The sequence below is a fragment of the Synechococcus sp. CB0205 genome (assembly GCF_000179255.1).
Taxonomy (GTDB): domain Bacteria; phylum Cyanobacteriota; class Cyanobacteriia; order PCC-6307; family Cyanobiaceae; genus Vulcanococcus.
Genome location: NZ_ADXM01000021.1, coordinates 62662 through 78715, shown reverse-complemented (window position 1 = coordinate 78715; position 16054 = coordinate 62662). Strand labels below are relative to the sequence as shown.

The 16054-nt window shown below is 62.2% G+C and carries 16 protein-coding genes and 1 tRNA gene; 5 read left to right on the top strand and 12 right to left on the bottom strand.

The genetic code is table 11. The features are described 5' to 3' along the window. Positions 1 to 127: 127 nt before the first annotated feature. Positions 128 to 1513: a magnesium transporter gene (gene mgtE, locus CB0205_RS0103125; protein ID WP_029626082.1), complete on the bottom strand. Its 1386-nt coding sequence runs from the start codon at positions 1511 to 1513 to the stop codon at positions 128 to 130. Between the two features lie 72 nt (positions 1514 to 1585). On the opposite strand from mgtE, the gene CB0205_RS0103120 reads away from it, so the two are divergent. Then, positions 1586 to 2053: a glutathione peroxidase gene (locus tag CB0205_RS0103120; RefSeq protein WP_010314213.1), complete on the top strand. Its 468-nt coding sequence runs from the start codon at positions 1586 to 1588 to the stop codon at positions 2051 to 2053. Here the strand turns inward: CB0205_RS0103120 and CB0205_RS0103115 are convergent. From CB0205_RS0103115 to gyrB, 4 genes are read right to left on the bottom strand one after another with little or no spacing between them, the layout of a single operon-like run. Then, the gene (locus CB0205_RS0103115) at positions 2050 to 2448 is read right to left on the bottom strand and encodes a CrcB family protein (RefSeq protein ID WP_010314211.1); all 399 of its coding nucleotides are present in this window, start codon (positions 2446 to 2448) and stop codon (positions 2050 to 2052) included. The genes CB0205_RS0103120 and CB0205_RS0103115 overlap by 4 nt on opposite strands. After that, positions 2438 to 2800, bottom strand: a complete 363-nt coding sequence (gene crcB, locus CB0205_RS0103110; protein ID WP_010314208.1) for a fluoride efflux transporter CrcB — start codon at positions 2798 to 2800, stop codon at positions 2438 to 2440. Before crcB ends, CB0205_RS0103115 begins: the two co-directional genes overlap by 11 nt. Before the next feature lie 5 nt (positions 2801 to 2805). Beyond that, positions 2806 to 3117 carry a hypothetical protein gene (locus tag CB0205_RS0103105; RefSeq protein WP_010314207.1) on the bottom strand — a complete coding sequence of 104 codons (312 nt, stop codon included), beginning with the start codon at positions 3115 to 3117 and terminating at the stop codon, positions 2806 to 2808. Continuing rightward, positions 3117 to 5078, bottom strand: coding sequence for a DNA topoisomerase (ATP-hydrolyzing) subunit B (gene gyrB / locus CB0205_RS0103100; RefSeq protein WP_010314204.1), 1962 nt, complete (start codon positions 5076 to 5078; stop codon positions 3117 to 3119). The genes CB0205_RS0103105 and gyrB overlap by 1 nt, the downstream gene beginning before the upstream one ends. A 183-nt stretch (positions 5079 to 5261) precedes the next feature. Between gyrB and miaA the strand changes: the two genes are divergently transcribed. Both miaA and infC read left to right on the top strand, forming a co-directional pair. Then, positions 5262 to 6176: a tRNA (adenosine(37)-N6)-dimethylallyltransferase MiaA gene (gene miaA / locus CB0205_RS0103095; protein ID WP_010314202.1), complete on the top strand. Its 915-nt coding sequence runs from the start codon at positions 5262 to 5264 to the stop codon at positions 6174 to 6176. A 42-nt stretch (positions 6177 to 6218) separates the two neighbouring features. Then, a complete protein-coding gene (gene infC, locus CB0205_RS0103090) occupies positions 6219 to 6860 on the top strand; it encodes a translation initiation factor IF-3 (RefSeq protein ID WP_010314200.1) in 642 nt (213 codons plus the stop codon). Here infC and CB0205_RS0103085 read toward each other — a convergent pair. After that, positions 6857 to 7606 carry a dienelactone hydrolase family protein gene (locus tag CB0205_RS0103085; protein ID WP_010314198.1) on the bottom strand — a complete coding sequence of 250 codons (750 nt, stop codon included), beginning with the start codon at positions 7604 to 7606 and terminating at the stop codon, positions 6857 to 6859. The two genes, infC and CB0205_RS0103085, sit on opposite strands and share 4 nt — an antisense overlap. Before the next feature lie 106 nt (positions 7607 to 7712). Here CB0205_RS0103085 and CB0205_RS0103080 point away from each other — a divergent pair, with 106 nt between their 5' ends. After that, positions 7713 to 8702, top strand: coding sequence for a GntR family transcriptional regulator (locus tag CB0205_RS0103080; protein WP_010314195.1), 990 nt, complete (start codon positions 7713 to 7715; stop codon positions 8700 to 8702). A gap of 69 nt (positions 8703 to 8771) precedes the next feature. On the opposite strand, the gene CB0205_RS0103075 is transcribed toward CB0205_RS0103080, so the two are convergent. After that, a tRNA-Gly gene (locus tag CB0205_RS0103075) sits at positions 8772 to 8843 on the bottom strand. A gap of 33 nt (positions 8844 to 8876) precedes the next feature. Between CB0205_RS0103075 and cysE the strand changes: the two genes are divergently transcribed. Beyond that, complete coding sequence (gene cysE, locus CB0205_RS0103070) at positions 8877 to 9677, top strand: serine O-acetyltransferase (protein WP_156797782.1); 801 nt, start codon at positions 8877 to 8879, stop codon at positions 9675 to 9677. Here cysE and secA read toward each other — a convergent pair whose 3' ends face one another. The 5 genes from secA to rfbA are packed head-to-tail and all read right to left on the bottom strand — an operon-like array spanning position 9678 to position 16041. Beyond that, a complete protein-coding gene (secA, locus tag CB0205_RS0103065; protein ID WP_010314191.1) occupies positions 9678 to 12554 on the bottom strand; it encodes a preprotein translocase subunit SecA in 2877 nt (958 codons plus the stop codon). A gap of 29 nt (positions 12555 to 12583) precedes the next feature. Then, on the bottom strand, positions 12584 to 13690 hold the full coding sequence (gene rfbB, locus CB0205_RS0103060) for a dTDP-glucose 4,6-dehydratase (RefSeq protein WP_010314189.1): 1107 nt from the start codon (positions 13688 to 13690) through the stop codon (positions 12584 to 12586). After that, complete coding sequence (gene rfbD, locus CB0205_RS0103055; protein ID WP_010314187.1) at positions 13690 to 14574, bottom strand: dTDP-4-dehydrorhamnose reductase; 885 nt, start codon at positions 14572 to 14574, stop codon at positions 13690 to 13692. Before rfbD ends, rfbB begins: the two co-directional genes overlap by 1 nt. Continuing rightward, entirely contained in the window at positions 14571 to 15161 is a 591-nt protein-coding gene (gene rfbC / locus CB0205_RS0103050) for a dTDP-4-dehydrorhamnose 3,5-epimerase (RefSeq protein WP_010314185.1), read from the bottom strand. Before rfbC ends, rfbD begins: the two co-directional genes overlap by 4 nt. Continuing rightward, positions 15151 to 16041, bottom strand: coding sequence for a glucose-1-phosphate thymidylyltransferase RfbA (rfbA, locus tag CB0205_RS0103045; RefSeq protein WP_010314183.1), 891 nt, complete (start codon positions 16039 to 16041; stop codon positions 15151 to 15153). Before rfbA ends, rfbC begins: the two co-directional genes overlap by 11 nt. Positions 16042 to 16054 lie beyond the last annotated feature (13 nt).

Sequence of the window (16054 nt, the reverse complement as noted above, 5' to 3'; positions counted from 1 at the left end):
AAGGCGGTTTCTCGGTCCGCTGCAGCGGGTCGGCTCGAAGCGATTGCGACGACCACGGCTCGAAACGTGAACTGATGTAAAGCCTACCCTGAAGAAGTGTAAAGCGACTCTCAGGAAGCCAAATCCCTTAGCCAGAGGCCCGAGTCAGCAACCAGCTCGCGGTCTGCAGGTAGATGAACACCCCCGCCACGTCGGTGGCTGTGGCGATAAACGGCGCCGACATGAGAGCCGGGTCCAAGCCAAGGCTGTTGAACAACAGCGGCAAGGCCGCTCCAGCAGTCGCCGCCAGGGTAGTGATTGCCACCAGGCTGATTCCCGCCGCCGAGGCCACCAACCAATTGCCGCCGCTCACATAGGCCGTCCAGGGCACCACCACCAACACCATCAACAATCCCAGCAGGGCTCCCGCAATCGCTTCACGGCCAATGGCCAAAGCAGGACCCAGGCTTTGGATGCGCTGGGTGCTCAGGCCGCGGATGACCACCGTGGAGCTCTGGGCACCGACATTGCCACCGGTGCCAATTAAGAGGGGAATGAAGGCCGCCAGGACCACCACCTGCTTGAGCACTCCATCCATCGAAGCGATCACCGCAGCGGTGCCGCTGTTGGCGATCAGCAGAACCAACAGCCAGACCACCCGGCGCCGGGCCACGCTGAACAGGTTGCTCTGGAAATAGTCGTCCTCATCGCCAGCCTGCACGGCACCGGCGGCGTAAAGGTCCCGGGTGGCCTCCTGCTGGATCACGTCGATCACGTCATCGACGGTGACGATTCCCACCAGCCGCTGCTCGCGGTCAACAACCGGGACCGCCAAGAAGTCGTAGCGCTGAATCACCCGCGCCACCTCCTCTTGATCGGTGTCGGTTCCGACGCTCACCACCTCACGGGTCATCACGTCGCCCACCCGCTGCTCTGGATCCGCCACCACCAGGTCTCTAAGCGAGAGGATCCCCGTCAGATGGCGTGAAGCATCCGTCACGTAGAGGGCATAGATCGTCTCGGTGTCCCGGGCCCGGCGGCGCACGATCGTGAGCGCCTGAGCAACGCTGTGGAACTCCTTGAGGTCGATGAACTCAGTCGTCATCAGACGACCAGCCGTCTCCGGTTCGTAACCCAGGAGCTGGGCCGTCACCCGACGCTCCGCCGGACTGAGCTCCGCCAATAGGCGACGGACCACCTTCGCCGGCAACTCGTCGAACAGATCCACCCGATCATCGGGGGACATCTCTTCCACCAGCTCCAGGACTTCACTGGAGCGCAAACGCTCGAGCAGGGTCTGCTGAACCGTGGGCTCGAGGTACTCGTAAACCGCGATCGCCTCGTCCTTGGGCAGGAGCCGAAAGGCCAGGGCCTGAAGCGTGCGGGGCAGACCGCCGATCGCTTCGGCGATATCAACCTCTTGAACGGGCTGCAGCAGCAACTTCACCGCGTCGTAATTCCCTGCCTCCAGCAGCCCGCGCAGCTCCTGGATAAACACCTCTGGATTCATCGCTGCAGTAGACGCCTCACCCATGGCCCCTCAGCTGCAACACGCCGAGTTTATGGGGCAGGGCCGCTAGGGTCCGGCCTCCCCCAGATCAATTCCATGGCCATCAGCGTCAACGATGTTGTGGTGACCAACGGCAGTGGCGAGCAGCAACGCCTCAGCGACCTCAATGGTCAGGTCCTACTGGCCGTCAACGTCGCCAGCCGTTGCGGTTTCACCCGCCAGTACGCCGGTCTGCAGGCCCTGCAAGAGAGCTATGGCAGCCAGGGTTTCAGCGTGATCGCTTTCCCCTGCAACGACTTCGGGGCCCAAGAGCCTGGGAGCATTGATGAGATCAAGCAGTTCTGCTCGACCACCTACGGCGTGACCTTCCCCGTCTACGCCAAGGTGGCCATCGGCGAGGCCCCCTTCAGCACCCTCACGCAAGCTGAGCCAGCCGGTGCCGTGGCCTGGAACTTCGAGAAGTTCCTGATCGGCAAGGACGGCACCGTACTCAAGCGCTTCAAGAGCAACGTCGAGCCCGACTCCGCTGAGCTCAAGGGCGCCATCGAAGCCGCCCTCGCCTAGGCGTTAAAGACGCGGCGGCTGAGCTGAAAACCAGCCGCCGCACAGGCCAGCCCCAACAGCAGGCTCACAACGATCAGCAGGAGCCCGAACACGGGCTGACCGGCTTGCAGCAGCTTGACCACATCCAGCATCCAGCTGCTGAAGGTGGTCAGGCAGCCGCAGAAACCAATCCCCAACAGCAGCAACAAGCTGGGACGCCGGGGCATCGGACCCGCCAAGAAACCAAGGATCAACGAACCAATCAGGTTGACCAGAAGATCGGAGACGGCACTGCCGCCAAGTACAGGGCCCAGGTGGACCCCGCTCTGCCAGCGGAGCCATGCACCCGGCACCGCGCCGCAGCCCACCAAGGCCAGCTCCTTCAAAGCAAAGCGGAGTTGACGATCAACCACCAATCGCCACCCCCGCAAAGACGGCCAGGACTCCAACCACGACAGAGCCCAGGGCCAACAGCGCCGCCTCCTTGGGCAGACCGGCCCTGAGACCCTGCAGTAGCTCAACGCTGAAGGTGGAGAAGGTGCTGAGGCTCCCCAAAAACCCGGTGGCCAGCAGCAAACCAAGGCGTTGATCCGGGCCGCAACGACTCACCAACGCAGCCACCAGGCCCAAGACAAAGCAAGCGATGACATTCACCGTGAAAGTCCCCCAGTGCTTTCGGGGAAGCATCGGCTCCAGGTGATTGACCACGCGAAAGCGCAGCCAGGCAGCTGGTACGGCTCCAATCGCAACCAACAGGGCGTCGCGCATCCGGCCTAGGCCACCGCCATCCAGCCACGCCGCGACGCAACCTTGACCTGCAACCAGCGTTCCCCACGCTGATTTCGCCAGGTCCTCAACACCTCGATCGGAGAATCAACAGGGACCTGGGCCAAGACAGGTGCCTGTCGCTCTGGGGAGGCCTGCAGGCATCCCTTGGTCGTGCTGAAGTAGGGATCACTGGCGCAACGGCGCCGAATCTCCGCCTGCCGGCGCTCACCACCACCAGCCGGAAGGGCCACTGGTGCAAACAGGGCAAAAGCCAAGATGGCGCCCCAACGCAAACTGGCGTAAGGCTGAGCCGCCATCAGATATCCAGCTGGGCCAGATCCAATTCGGCGCTGTGGGTTTCGATGAATTCGCGACGGGGGGCCACCTTGTCGCCCATCAGGATCGTGAAGATGCGATCGGCTTCGGCGGCGTCTGCGATCTCAACGCGCTTCATCATGCGGGTGGAGGGATCCATGGTGGTCTCCCACAGCTGCTTGGGCATCATTTCGCCCAAACCCTTGAAGCGCTGGATCGTGAAATTGGCCTTCTCGCCGAAGCCTTCGATCGTGGTTTTGAGGTCAGCTTCGTTGTAGCAATAGGTGTGGTTCTTGCCGCGCTCCACCTTGTAGAGCGGCGGACAAGCGATATAGATGTAGCCGCCTTCCACCAGCGACTTCTGGTACCGATAGAAGAAGGTGAGCAGCAGGGTGCGGATGTGAGCGCCATCCACATCGGCATCGGTCATGATCACGATGCGGTGGTAGCGGAGATTCTTGTCGTCAAATTCTTCGCCTTTGATACCTAAACCAAGGGCTGTGATGAGCGCCTGAATCTCAGTGTTTTTGTAGATCTTGGCGTCGTCCGTTTTTTCGATGTTGAGGATCTTTCCCCGCAGCGGAAGAATGGCCTGGAAACGACGATCCCGCCCTTGCTTAGCGGAGCCACCTGCGGAGTCACCCTCAACGATGTAAATCTCGGACTCACCCGGGTCGCGGGACGAGCAATCGGCCAACTTGCCCGGCAGGGTTGAGCTCTCAAGGACGCTCTTCCGGCGCACCAGCTCACGGGCCCGTCGAGCCGCTTCAGCAGCATTGAACGCCTGGATCGCTTTCTCGAGGATCAGGTCAATCACGGAAGGATTGAACTCGAGGTATTCACCCAGGGCTTCACCAACCAGAGAGTCGACAATGCCGCGCACTTCGGTGTTGCCAAGCTTGGTCTTGGTCTGACCCTCAAACTCCGGATCGGGAACCTTGACCGACAACACAGCGGTCAAACCCTCCCGGATGTTTTCACCAGCGAGGTTGGAGTCCGATTCCTTACGCTTGCCTCGCTTTTTTGCGAAGGTATTGAGTGTCCGAGTCAGGACCGTCTTAAGACCCTCAATGTGAGTGCCACCATCAACGGTTCGGATGTTGTTGGCAAAGCCAAAGATGTTATCGGAGTAGGCATCGACGCACCATTGCAGTGCGGCCTCGATTTGTACTCCGTCTTTTTCTGAATTGACGTAGATGATGTCGGGATGCAGAGCATCCTTCTCCGCATTCATGTAGGCGACGTATTCCTTGATGCCGCCTTCGTAGTGATAAATCTCCTCGTGAGCCTCACCCTCTGCATTGCGCGCAGCAGGACGCTCATCGCGAAACACAATCTTGACCCCACCATTTAGGTAGGCCAGCTCCCTCAAGCGGGCTGAGAGGGTGTTGTAGTCGAACTCGATCCCAACAGTGAAGATTTCAAGATCCGGCTTGAAACGCACCGTGGTGCCTGTCCGGCTGGCATCGGCTGCGGGCTCAATCGCCAAAGTGCCAATCGGCGCACCCCGCTCAAAGCGTTGCCGGTGTTCCTTGCCCTGGCGATAAACGACAACCTCAACCCACTCGGAGAGGGCGTTAACCACGGACACACCAACGCCGTGGAGACCACCCGAAACCTTGTAGCCGCCGGCTCCGAACTTGCCACCGGCATGCAGCACCGTCAGAACGGTTTCAAGGGCACTCTTGCCGGTTTTCGGGTGGACATCAGTCGGAATGCCCCGACCGTTGTCACTGACGGAACAGCTGCCGTCCTCTTCGATCGCAACCCGGATCTCGTTGCAATGCCCCGCCAGGGCCTCGTCGACGGAGTTATCGACCACCTCATAAACCAGGTGGTGCAAGCCCCTCGGCCCAGTCGAGCCGATGTACATGCCAGGGCGCTTACGGACCGGCTCCAAGCCCTCCAAGACCTGGATCTGCTCGGCGCCGTAGGCAGCCTGAACTTTCGTGGCTTCGCTCATGGAATCCTGCAGGAGCTGAACCTCTCCCGCAGGAGGCTCGACAAGGGCGAAAAGCCGAGCAAAGACCAGCCTTTGAGGGGCAATCTACCACCGTTGCAATAGAGACGCTTGTGGCGCTCGCTAAGGGGCAATTTCAGCAAGGGGGGCACCCCTCCATTAGCTGTCAACCGGCAAAGTGCGCTAATGAGTCCCTCCAGTCAGCCCCTCGTCATCGCCTTGATGGGGCCAACGGCCAGCGGCAAAACCGCCCTGGCCATCGAGATCGCCCAGGCCCTGGATCTCGCAGTCCTGTCTGTCGATTCCAGGCAGCTGTACAAGGAGATGACGATCGGCACCGCAAAACCGACTGCCGAGCAGCGGGCCACCGTTCGCCATGAGCTGCTGGACCTGCGGGCGCCTGACGAACCGATCAACCTTCAGGAGTTCCGCCAGGAAGCCGATCAAGCGATCGAAGCGGAACACAAGCGGCGGGGAATCGCTTTCCTTGTGGGCGGGAGCGGCCTGTACATCAAGGCCATCACCCAAGGGATGACTCCGCCAGCGGTCCCTCCGCAACCTCAATTGCGGGCGGACCTAGAGGCGTTGGGCCAAAGCCAGTGCTACGCCCTTCTGCGCCAAGCCGATCCAGACGCCGCTGATCGGATCATGGCCAATGACGCCGTGCGTACACAGCGCGCCCTTGAGGTGCTCTATGCCACCGGTCGCCCCCTGAGCCAACAGCAGGGCTCCAATCCGCCGCCCTGGCGGGTCCTGGAACTGGGTCTCAACCCCAGCAACCTCAGGCAACGCATTGCCCAGCGCAGTCGGGCGCTGTACGCCGATGGCTTGGTGGCAGAGACCCGAGGGCTTCTGGAACGTTATGGGCAGGGATGCGCCCTGCTGGAGACCATTGGCTATGCGGAAGCTGGAGCCCTACTGCGGGGGGAGCTGACCGAAGAGCAAGCCATTGAGCAGACCACCAAGCGCACCCAGCAGTTCGCCAAGCGCCAAAAGACCTGGTTTCGCCGCCAGCATCAACCCCTATGGCTGGATGCACCAGGCCAAGACGGCAATCCCTTTAACCGGGCCTTGTCGGCGATCGAGCACGTCCTAGGGTGAACGGTGAACAGCAACTGTTTTTCCGTCCTCTCGCCCGTCTGAATGCCACCCCGTCCTCGTTTTGACCGCCGTGCTCCTGTTCGGGAGCTCCCCAACATCAACGACCGCATCAATTACCCCCAGCTCCGGGTGGTCGATGCCGACGGCAGTCAGCTAGGAGTGATCACCAGGGAAGAAGCGCTCGACGTCGCGAAGGACCGTGAGCTGGACCTGGTCCTGGTGAGTGAGAAGGCTGACCCGCCGGTCTGCCGGATCATGGACTACGGCAAGTTCAAATTCGAGCAAGAAAAGAAAGCCAAAGAGGCCAAGAAAAAGTCGCACCAGACCGAAGTTAAAGAGGTCAAGATGCGCTACAAGATCGACCAGCACGACTACGACGTACGGCTCGGTCAGGCCTCTCGCTTCCTCAAAGCAGGTGACAAGGTCAAGTGCACCGTGATCTTCCGCGGACGGGAGATCCAGCACACTGCCCTGGCTGAACAGCTCCTGCGCCGCATGGCCAAGGACCTCGAGGAAAAGGCCGAGATTCAGCAGGAGCCCAAGCGTGAGGGCCGGAACATGATCATGTTCCTCAGCCCGCGCAAAACACCCCTGGCCAAAGAGAAAGAGGCCGAAGCTGCTGCCAGCAAAGCAGTGCGCACGATCGAGACCCCTCGTCAGGCTGCCGCCAAGGCCGAAGGCTAGAGCGCCAAAACGAAGAGCTCCAACATCTGACTCCATCCCGAGGCAGCCGCCTCAGGATGGAAATCTGCTCTGGCCTGGCACATGTATCCGTGGCCGGCCCCAGGTGCCACAACCAGTCGGTGGCGACTCCCTTCGGTATCCGCTGAGCGCAGGGCTTGATCAATGGCCTGCAACTCCTCAGCGGGCATCAAGGGATCTTGATCACCGCAGAAGCACCAGAGTCGCCCTGCAACATCAGGCACGACCGACAGGGTTGAGTCCTCAATCGCGCCAGGCTTGAAGGACGAGACCCGAGCTCCATAGAAATCACAGGTGGTTGCGATCGCCGGGTTCGTCGCAGCCAGCATCGCCAGGTGACCGCCAAAGCAAAAGCCCACGCAGCCCAGGCTTAAAGAGGGATGGGACTGCTGGATCCAATCGACAGCGGCTTGGACGTCCGCCAGGAGCTGCTCGGCCGTCACACGGTCACGGTGCTCACGGCCAGCGGCCAAACCTGCCTCGTCGTAGCCCACATCCAAATCGGGAGCAGAACGCGAGAAGGTGCTCAGGGCGAGGGCTGCGTAACCCTCCTGGGCCAACCGCTCCGCCACGCTGCGCACCCAGCTGTTCACTCCAAACACCTCTGGCAGCACCAAGACCGCCCCGCGAGGCTGCTCAGGCAGCACCCACCAGCACGGCATGACCGTGGCTGTCACACCCGCTGCTGCTGGAACAGGGATCTGAACCCAGCTGGCCTCAGTGGTCATCGCATTCGCGCTCTTGGAAACCGGCACAGGCTTTTATGCCAACAATGCAATTGTCACCGGGAACAAAGGTCCGTAAGGTGGCCCGAACAGCTTGTGCCACTCGGGCGTGCGGTTCCACATTCAGCAGGACAGCGATATCCCGGCCTCGAGCCAGCTGTACAACCAGATTTGCTTTGCGATTGCTGCGCGGCACTTCCCGCCAGGCCATCGACTCCCCAGTACGCGCCAGCTGGCAATGCAGACCGGCCTCCATCGCAACACCATCAGCAAGGTCTATCGGCAGCTGGAAAACGACGGCGTGGTGGAGGCCATGGCCGGCTCGGGCATCTACGTCCGGGATCAACAGAACCCACGGGAAATCAAGCCACCGCCGGGTCCCCGTGGACGGCATCTCCCGGACATCGACCGCGAGGTCAGGCAGAGCGTGGATGGCCTGCTGAACGCCGGCTGCACCCTGCAGCAGGCCCGGGAGCTATTGACCCGTGAGATCGACTGGCGGCTGCGCTGCGGCGCCCGGGTGCTGGTGAGCACCCCGCGGGAGGACATCGGCGCTTCAATGCTGATCTCCGAGGAGCTCACCCCCCACCTGGATGCCCCGGTCGAGGTCGTTCCCATGGAGGAACTGGAGGCGGTGCTCGACAACTCCAGCAACGGCACGGTGGTCACCAGCCGCTACTTCCTGCAGCCCGTGGAGGAGATCGCCAAACGCCATGGTGTGCGGGCCGTACCGGTGGATCTCAATGATTTCCGCCACGAACTGGACCTGCTGAAGGACCTCCGCGCCGGCAGCTGCGTGGGACTGGTCAGCATCAGCCCTGGCATCCTGCGGGCCGCTGAAGTGATCCTGCACAGCATGCGCGGCAACGAACTGTTGTTGATGACCGCGACCCCCGATGTCAGCAGTCGCCTGCTGGCCCTGCTGCGGGCCTCCAGCCATGTGCTCTGCGACCGCCCCAGCCTCCCGCTGGTCGAGCAGAGCCTGCGCCAGAACCGCTCTCAGCTGATGCGTATGCCACAAGTGCACTGCGCCCAGAGCTACCTCGGGACGGCAACGATTGACCAGCTGCGCAAAGAGATCGGGCTGCTCTCAAGCTGAACTCGGCTGGAGAGGCAATGAAATTGATTTCGCAACAATGAGCTGAGCAATCAGCCTTGTTGTTTCACAAGCGGATGAAGAGATTCGAACTCTCGACCCTCTCCTTGGCAAGGAGATGCTCTACCACTGAGCTACATCCGCAATCGCCGCGGCTCAACCGCCGGCTTAGAGATCATGCATGACCGAGGGCCCCTCGGTCAAACTCTTGCTCAGCAAGATGGAACGATGCTGAACGCGCTGCGAGCCGACCTGGCGATCATCAAGGAACGGGATCCAGCGGCGCGTGGCACGTTCGAGATCTTGTTCTGCTACCCGGGGCTGCATGCCCTGACCTTGCACAGGATCAGTCACCGGCTCTGGCGGGTCGCACCCCTGCCTGCTCGACTGCTAAGCCAGGTCGGACGCTGGCTCACCGGGATCGAAATTCACCCCGGTGCCCGGATTGGCCGTGGGGTCTTCATCGACCACGGCATGGGGGTTGTGATCGGTGAGACGGCAGTCGTCGGCAACAACTGCCTGCTCTATCAGGGGGTGACCCTCGGAGGCACCGGTAAGGCCCACGGGAAACGGCACCCGACCCTGGCGGAGAACGTCGTCATCGGAGCCGGGGCCAAGGTCCTCGGCGCCATTGAAGTCGGTGCCAACACGCGCATCGGCGCTGGTTCAGTGGTGCTGCGTGATGTCGCCCCGGACAGCACCGTGGTCGGCGTTCCTGGACGGGTCGTCCACCAGAGCGGGGTTCGCGTGAACCCCCTGGCCCACTCCGCCCTTCCCGACACCGAGGCTCGGGTGATTCGCAACCTGATGGAGCGCATCGACGCCCTCGAGACGGAGCTCACCCGCACGCAGGACTGCCTCCGCAACCTGGCAGAGGGCAAACCCCTGGAAGAGCCCTGCAGGGCTGCCGCCGCGCAGAACCTCATGGACCGCGAAATTCTGGAGTTCCTGGGGGACAACCCAGGAACCACCAATTAATTAAGCCGAGGCTTCTGCTCCCGAGGGAGCCGGCTGGAACATGAACATCGAATAGATGACGTTGCGGCGCATGCCGGTCATCATTTCGAGGAACATGTCATAGCCCTCGTTCTTGTACTCAATCAGCGGATCCTTTTGACCGATGGCTCGCAGACCAACGGACTCCCGCAGGGCATCCATCGCCTGGAGATGTTCGCGCCAGAGGGTGTCAATCTGCTGAAGGATGAAGAAACGCTCGGCCTCACGCATCAGGCCCGGGCGCTGCTGCTCTACCTGACCTTCTTTGATCTCGTAGGCGTTGCGTAGCTGCTCCTGCAGGAAGGCCTTGAGCTCATCAACGGAGAGTCCACTGAGCTGTTCAGGCTTGAGGTCCTCCAGCAAATAGACGAACTCCTGGACCTTGGCCACCAAGCGGCCCAGATCCCACTCCTCGGGCGGAAGATCAGGGTTGACGTAAGCATCAACGATGTCCTGCATCGTGCGCTCGCCATAGCCAACCACCTGCGCCTTGAGCTCCCGTCCCTCGAGCACACGACGGCGCTCGGCATAGACGGCCTTGCGCTGGTTGTTCATCACCTCGTCGTACTCAAAGACCTGCTTACGGATGTCGTAGTAGTAGGTCTCGACCTTTTTCTGAGCCCCTTCCAGCGAGCGCGTCAGCATGCCGGATTCGATTGGCATGTCCTCCTCGACGCGGAAGGCATTCATCAGCCCTGCGACCCGGTCGCCGCCAAAGATGCGCAGGAGGTTGTCTTCCAGGGACAGGAAGAAGCGGGTGCTCCCCGGGTCGCCCTGACGACCGGCCCGGCCCCGCAGCTGGTTATCAACCCGTCGGGACTCATGGCGCTCGGTGCCGATGACATGCAAACCACCGGCCTCGCGAACGACCGAATCTTCCGACTTGGTCACCACCTCAAATTCACTACGAACACGTTTGATCATTTCCCGCAGCTGCAGGATCTGGGCGTCCTCCGTCGGGGCCTTTTCTGCCGCCTGGGCGATGCGGTCTTCTAGCTCCAGAACGCTGAGCTGACGATCCCCCCAAGCCTTGACCAGATCGTGGGCCAAACCGGAGAGGGCCTGATCCGTGCCGTCCGTAAGCGTGCAGGGATAGAGGGTGCCGATCGCCTTGGCTTCCGAGGGGGCCTTGGCTGATTCAGTCGCTGAAGCAGCACCAAAGCCAGGGGCGGCCTCAGGGGCTCGCTGCAGGGGCACTGGAGGCTTATGGCCGTCTTCCGGACGCACCAATCGAGGCAGGAGCACCTCACGCAGCTTCAGGCGGGCCATGTAGTCGGCGTTGCCACCGAGGATGATGTCGGTGCCGCGGCCAGCCATGTTCGTGGCGATGGTCACAGCACCAGTGCGGCCTGCCTGGGCCACGATTTCGGCCTCGCGCTCGACGTTCTCCGGCTTGGCGTTCAGCAGGTTGTGGGGAATCTGCTGCTCCGCCAGCAGGGTGCTGAGCAGCTCAGACTTCTCAACGCTGGTGGTGCCCACCAGCACCGGCCGACCCTGCTTGTGCACTTCGGCGGTCTCGAGCGCCACGGCCCGCCACTTCGCCGTTTCGTTTTTATAGACCTGATCCGTCCAGTCCTGACGCGCTCGGGTGCGGTTGGTGGGAACGATCGTGACCTCGAGTTTGTAGGTCTTCTCGAATTCCACCTCTTCCGTTTTGGCGGTACCGGTCATACCAGCCAAACGGGGATAGAGCAGGAAGAAGTTCTGGTAGGTGATCGAGGCAAGGGTTTGAGTCTCCGGCTGAATCGGCAGTCCTTCCTTGGCTTCGATCGCTTGGTGCTGACCATCGCTCCAACGGCGCCCAGGCATCACGCGGCCGGTGAACTCATCGACGATCACGGCGTCGTCACCGCGGACGATGTAGTTCACGTCCTTGATGAACATCTCCTTGGCCTTGAGGGCGTTGTTGATGTAATGCGCCCAAGGATCCTGGGGATCGAACAGGTCAGCCACACCCAGGAGTTGCTCGGCTTTGGCGTAGCCCTCATCGGTCAAGGTGCAGCTGCGCTGCTTCTCATCGACCTCGTAGTCACCCTCAGGGTCGATGCCGTCCTTACCCATCTCCGCAGCCCGAACCAACTGGGCCGCCACCTCAGACGCCTTCTGGTATTTCTCCTGGGGCCGCTCCACCTGACCAGAAATGATCAAGGGAGTTCGCGCCTCATCAATCAGGATCGAATCCACCTCGTCGATGACGCAGTAGTGGAAGTCCCGCTGCACCACCTCGGCGATGTCATTCGCCATGTTGTCGCGCAGGTAGTCGAACCCCAGCTCGGAGTTCGTGGCGTAGGTGATGTCACAGCCATAGTTCAGGCGCCGGCTGGAGGGATCCATGTCCTGCTGAATCAGACCCACCGACAGACCCAAGAAGCGGTGGACCTGACCCATCCACTCCGCGTCCCGGCGTGCCAGGTAGTCGTTCACGGTCACCACATGAACGCCGCGGCCCGTTAGCGCGTTGAGGTAGCTGGGCAGCGTGGAGACGAGGGTTTTGCCCTCGCCGGTTTTCATCTCAGCGATCTGACCGTCGTGCAGGATCATCCCGCCAAGAAGCTGCACATCGAAGTGGCGCATGCCGAGCACGCGTTTGCCGGCTTCGCGGACCACAGCGAAGGCCTGGGGCAGCAGCTCATCCAGCAGCTTTCGCTCACGCTCGAGGGTGGCTTCTCGGCTGAGGCCCCGCTGAAGGCAATCGTCCTGGAGGCTGCTGAGCTTCTGCCTGAATTCGGACGTCAAGCCGCGCAGCTCGTCGTCGGAGAGGGGAGCGACCTCCTCCTCGAGCAGATTGATGTCGGAGACAATCGGCTGGTAACGCTTCAGCTTGCGGGCATTGGGGTCACCCAGCAGCAGCTTGAGCATGGAGAGAGCCGATTTGAGCTCCGGGCAGCCTACTGAGAGTGACGGCCCTGCCCAGCTGAGAGGCCCTGACGCTCACCCGTCCAACCGGAGCGCTGCCGCATCGCCTGGCACCAGCCCAGGTGATCGAGGTACCAATCGACCGTCGCAGCCAGTCCCTGTTCAAAGGGGTGGCGGGGCGTCCAGCCCAGTTCCTGCTCAATGCGGCCGGGATCAATCGCATAACGGCGGTCATGGCCGGGCCGATCCGTTACAGGGGTGATCAAACGGGCGTGGGGAGCCCCCTGGGGCAAGCGCTGATCCAACAGGGTGCAGATAGCCTCAACCACCTGCTTATTGGTGCGCTCCCCATAACCGCCCACGCAGTAGCTGCGGCCGGGCTGGCCCTGGGTGGCCGCCAGCAACAGCGCATCGACGTGGTCCTCCACGTACAACCAATCGCGCACGTTGCCGCCGTCGCCATAGAGGGGAATCGGCTCGCCAGCCACGGCCTTGAGGATCACCACCGGGATCAACTTCTCCGGGAATTGCCAGGGGCCGAAGTTGTTGGAGCAATTGGTCACCACCACCGGCAAGCCATAGCTGTGATGCCAGGCGCTCACCAGGTGATCGCTAGCCGCCTTGCTAGCGGAGTAGGGCGAACGGGGGTCGTAGGGCGTGGTCTCTGAAAAACGACCCTGCTCGCCGAGGGAGCCGAACACCTCATCGGTGCTGATGTGGTGAAAGCGAAAGGCTTGTGCCTGCTCCGCCGGCAACTGCTCGAAGTGGGCCCGGGCCGCTTGCAGCATGTTGAAGGTGCCGAGCACGTTGCTGCTGACAAAGACACCGGGGCCATCAATGGAGCGATCCACGTGGCTCTCAGCAGCCAGGTGCATCACCAAATCTGGATCGGCCTGACGCACAGCGGCGGTGGTGGCCTCAGCATCACTGAGGTCCACCTGCAACAGCTGATGGCGCTGCGCTGCTGTCTCACCAAACTGCTCAATACCCGTGAGATCGCTGGCGTAGCCGCACTTATCGAGATTGAAGACCTGGATGTTGGTCTCAGCCAACAGCCGCCGCACCACCGCCCCGCCGATAAACCCGGCCCCACCGGTCACCAGCACGCGCTGGATCGAGCTGGGAAGCGAAACCGTCATCACGCTGGGGTGCTGGCTGGATTGGAGGCTATGCGCAGCAGCACCTGCTCCAGGGCCGCTCGCCAATGCTGAGGCTGCAGGGACAAGGCCTCGCGCGTCGCCTTGCAGTCGAGCAGCGAGTAAGCAGGGCGCTGGGCAGGGGTGGGGTAGTCAGCGGTCGGTATCGGCTTCACCTGGGCCACCCGGGTGAGCAAGCCGTGCGTCACGCCGAGCTCAGCAATGGCGACGGCGAAGTCGTACCAACTGGCAGCGCCGGCATCGCTCCAATGCAAGATCTGAAGAACGCCGTCTTCGAGGGCGAGAACCCGCCAACAGGCTTGGGCGAGTCCAAGGGTGGACGTCGGACATCCCACCTGATCGGCCACCACTCCCAACTGCTCCCGTTCGGCCAGCAGACGCAGCATCGTTCGGCAGAAGTTGCTACCCACCGGGCCATAGACCCAGCTGGTGCGCAGCACCCGGGCACAGGAGTACTCCAGAACAGCGGCTTCACCAGCCGCCTTGGTGCTGCCATAAACCCCAAGGGGCTCGGCCGCTTGCTCAGGGCGATACGGCGAACCCTGCTGACCGTTAAAGACAAAGTCGGTGCTCAGCTGAAGCAACCGGCCTCCGTGATCCGCCTGGGCTTGAGCCAAGGCAGCTGGGGCCAGCGCATTGACGGCCTGGGCAAGCTCTGGTTCCGACTCGGCCCGATCCACGGCTGTGTAGGCACCGGCGTTGATTACCCAGTCGGGTTGATGCGCTTGAGCAATGCGGCGGCAAGCGGCCTGGTCCGCAAGATCCAGCTCCTGGCGTCCGCACGCGATCAGCTCAATCCCCTCTGGGCACGCAGCCATCAAGGCCTGACCCAACTGGCCCGCTGCTCCCGTCAACAGAACCTTCACTGGAAGCCATCCCCTGCGGCGATCAGCGCCTGCCAAGAGGGTGCTGCTGCGTCTTTCTCAGCCAAAAGCGGCGCGGTGGATTGGGGCCAGGCAATGGCGAGATCAGGATCACTCCAAAGCAGGGAGCGCTCGCTCTCTCGATCCCAGAAATCGGTTGTCTTGTAGAGCACCTCCGCCTGGGCGCTCAGGGTCAAAAAGCCATGGGCAAAGCCCACCGGCACCCAGAGCTGCTGTTGGTTGTCGCTGCTCAGGCGAGCGCTAATCCACTGGCCAAAGGTGGGGGAAGACTGGCGGCAATCCACGGCCACATCGAAAATCTCGCCCTGGATGCAGCGCACCAACTTCCCTTGGCCATGGGGGTCCTTTTGAAAGTGCAGCCCGCGAAGGACCCCCTGAGTGGAGCGGGAATGGTTGTCTTGAACAAAGTCAGCGGATGACTGCCCATCCGCCTCCAGAACAGCGTTGAAGCTGCGCTGGTTCCAGCTTTCGTAGAAGAAGCCACGGGAATCGCCGAAGACCCGGGGGGTGATCAGCAGGGGGCCGGAGAGCTGCACTCCGGCCGCCGTCGCTAGGCGCTCAGCCTGCATTGGCAAACTCCAGAAGCTGCAGCAGATACTCGCCGTAGCCGCTCTTGCGCAGGGGCTGAGCCAGGGCCGCGAGCTGATCGCCGCTGATCCAGCCCATGCGCCAGGCCACCTCCTCGGGGCAGCCCACCTTCAAGCCCTGGCGATGCTCAAGGGTGCGGATGTAGCTGCCGGCCTCGTGGAGTGAGTCGCAGGTGCCGGTGTCGAGCCATGCCATGCCACGGCCCATGAGCTCCACCTGCAGCTGGCCATCCCGCAGGTACTGACCGTTGAGATCCGTGATCTCCAGCTCACCCCGCGCTGAGGCGACCACCTGCTTGGCGCGCTCCACCACGGAGTCGTCATAGAAGTAGAGGCCCGTCACCGCGTAGCGGGACTTGGGCTTGGCGGGTTTCTCCTCAATGCTCAGGACCTGGCCACCTGTGGAAAACTCAACGACGCCGTAGCGCTCCGGATCCCGAACCGGATAGGCAAAGACCGTGGCCCCCTGGGCGGTGGCGTTGGTGCTGCGCAGCTGAAACAGCAGGTCATGGCCGTGGAACAGGTTGTCCCCGAGAACGAGGGCCGCCGGGGCACCAGCCAGGAACGCCTCACCAATCAAAAAAGCCTGGGCTAAGCCGTCGGGGCTGGGCTGCACCGCATAACGGATCTCCATGCCCCAGGCGGAGCCATCCCCAAGCAAGCGCTGGAATGCCGCTTGATCGTGGGGGGTGGTGATCACCAAGACCTCACGAATCCCCGCCAGCATCAAGGTGCTGAGGGGGTAATAGATCATCGGCTTGTCGTAGACGGGCAGCAGCTGCTTGCTCACCGCCTGGGTAATCGGGTGAAGCCGCGTCCCCGAACCACCGGCGAGAATGATGCCCTTGCGCTCCTGAGCCAAGGTTGTCCGCCCG

Excerpts from the sequence above, each read along its gene's own strand:
- mgtE (WP_029626082.1), bottom strand. The coding sequence starts at position 1,513 with ATGGGTGAGGCGTCTACTGCAGCGATGAATCCAGAGGTGTTTATCCAG.
- CB0205_RS0103120 (WP_010314213.1), top strand. The coding sequence starts at position 1,586 with ATGGCCATCAGCGTCAACGATGTTGTGGTGACCAACGGCAGTGGCGAG.
- crcB (WP_010314208.1), bottom strand. The coding sequence starts at position 2,800 with ATGCGCGACGCCCTGTTGGTTGCGATTGGAGCCGTACCAGCTGCCTGG.
- CB0205_RS0103105 (WP_010314207.1), bottom strand. The coding sequence starts at position 3,117 with ATGGCGGCTCAGCCTTACGCCAGTTTGCGTTGGGGCGCCATCTTGGCT.
- gyrB (WP_010314204.1), bottom strand. The coding sequence starts at position 5,078 with ATGAGCGAAGCCACGAAAGTTCAGGCTGCCTACGGCGCCGAGCAGATC.
- miaA (WP_010314202.1), top strand. The coding sequence starts at position 5,262 with ATGAGTCCCTCCAGTCAGCCCCTCGTCATCGCCTTGATGGGGCCAACG.
- infC (WP_010314200.1), top strand. The coding sequence starts at position 6,219 with ATGCCACCCCGTCCTCGTTTTGACCGCCGTGCTCCTGTTCGGGAGCTC.
- CB0205_RS0103085 (WP_010314198.1), bottom strand. The coding sequence starts at position 7,606 with ATGACCACTGAGGCCAGCTGGGTTCAGATCCCTGTTCCAGCAGCAGCG.
- cysE (WP_156797782.1), top strand. The coding sequence starts at position 8,877 with ATGCATGACCGAGGGCCCCTCGGTCAAACTCTTGCTCAGCAAGATGGA.
- secA (WP_010314191.1), bottom strand. The coding sequence starts at position 12,554 with ATGCTCAAGCTGCTGCTGGGTGACCCCAATGCCCGCAAGCTGAAGCGT.
- rfbB (WP_010314189.1), bottom strand. The coding sequence starts at position 13,690 with ATGACGGTTTCGCTTCCCAGCTCGATCCAGCGCGTGCTGGTGACCGGT.
- rfbC (WP_010314185.1), bottom strand. The coding sequence starts at position 15,161 with ATGCAGGCTGAGCGCCTAGCGACGGCGGCCGGAGTGCAGCTCTCCGGC.